The organism is Acetatifactor sp. (assembly GCF_982438285.1).
In genome coordinates this window covers 1-1,688 of sequence record NZ_CEWDFQ010000496.1, presented here as the reverse complement: position 1 = coordinate 1,688, position 1,688 = coordinate 1, and the positions used below count along the sequence as shown (strand labels likewise).

1 protein-coding gene and 1 pseudogene are annotated in these 1,688 nt (G+C 51.9%); both read left to right on the top strand.

Annotation, left to right across the window (positions count from 1 at the left end; genetic code table 11):
- Positions 1 to 391 (top strand): annotated as a pseudogene (locus AC1WIP_RS15645) (hypothetical protein); the annotation flags it as partial.
- Between the two features lie 39 nt (positions 392 to 430).
- On the top strand, positions 431 to 1,688 hold a 1,258-nt coding region (locus tag AC1WIP_RS15640), incomplete at its 3' end, for a CCA tRNA nucleotidyltransferase (RefSeq protein ID WP_481142695.1).

Here is a 1,688-nt window from a genome sequence, read left to right as displayed (position 1 = left end):
GTCTGCAGTGGGATTTATTTTTGTAAGGCCGCTGGTCATGCTGTTTCGCAGGGAGGATGCGGAAGTGATCCGCATCGGCGCCCTTGCGCTTAGGCTGCAGTGCCTGGCATTTCCCTTGAATGCCTGGATTGTGATGAGCAATATGATGCTGCAGTCCATAGGAAAGGCTGTCCGGGCTTCTATTGTGGCGGCGGCCAGACAGGGACTGTTTTTCCTGCCTTTTATCTGGATTCTGCCGAAATTTTTTGGGCTTTTGGGCGTACAGATGTGTCAGACCTGGTCTGATGTGTGTTCCTTTTTGATTGCAGTACCCCTTGGCATCAGCGTTCTGCGGGAAATGGCAGCGGCAGGTGGTGTTGAAGCGAAGGCCGCAGGGACGCAGGATATGTAAAAGGGCACACAAAGGGGAACGTAGAAATGAGGAATTAATATGAAGATAGAGATGCCACAGAAAGCAAGTTATATTATAGAGACCATCCGCCAGGCCGGATTTGAGGCGTATATCGTAGGCGGCTGCGTCAGAGATTCCATACTGGGCAGAGAGCCGGAGGATTGGGATGTCACTACCTCAGCCAGGCCGGAGCAGGTAAAGGCGTTGTTTAGGCGGACTATTGACACCGGAATACAGCATGGAACAGTGACGGTGATGCTGGATAAGGAGGGTTTTGAAGTGACTACCTATCGGATTGACGGAAAGTATGAGGACAGCCGTCATCCCAAGGAGGTTATTTTTACACCCAGCCTGATAGAGGATTTGAAGCGAAGAGATTTTACGATCAATGCCATGGCCTACAATGAAGAGGGAGGCCTCATTGATGTGTTTGGGGGGCTTCAGGATATGAAAGAGGGTGTTGTCCGCTGTGTTGGGGACCCTAGAGAGCGCTTCGGGGAGGACGCCCTTCGTATGATGCGGGCCATTCGTTTTTCCGCCCAGCTGGGATATCGCATTGAGGAAAAAACCGGGGAAGCTATCCGGGAAATGGCGCCCAATCTTTCCCATATCAGCCCTGAGCGTATTCAGACGGAGCTGGTAAAGCTCATCACCTCCGATCATCCGGAATTTCTTAAAATTGCATATCACACAGGCGTCACAAAAGTGATTCTGCCGGAATTTGACCGGGCCATGGAAACGCCGCAAATACATCCGCATCACTGCTACAACGTGGGGGAACACACGCTGCAGGCTCTAAAGGAGACAGAGCCGGATAAAATTCTGCGTCTGGCGGTGCTGCTTCACGACATCGGAAAGCCGGATACCTTAAGCTGGGACGAAAAAGGGCTTACCCACTTTTATCATCATGCGTCCCTGGGGGCGGTTCTGGCGGAACAGATTTTAAAGAGGCTGCGCTTCGACAATGACACCATAGGCCTGGTGAAAAAGCTGGTGCTTTATCATGACTATGGAAACGAATGGGAGCCGGATATGCGCCGGATGCGTCGTCTGGCAAATAAAATAGGAGTGGATATGCTGCCAATGCTGTTTTGCGTGAAAAGGGCGGACATTTTGGCTCAAAGTGATTATCTGCGCCAGGAAAAGCTGGAACGGCTGGAAAAGTGGCAGGAGCTGTACCAGGAGATGCGTTCTCTGGGGCAGTGTGTGTGCTTAAAGGACCTGGCGGTTACAGGAAGGGATTTGATGGACATAGGCATGCGCCCTGGCAAAGAGCTTGGGGAGGCCTTGCAGGGAC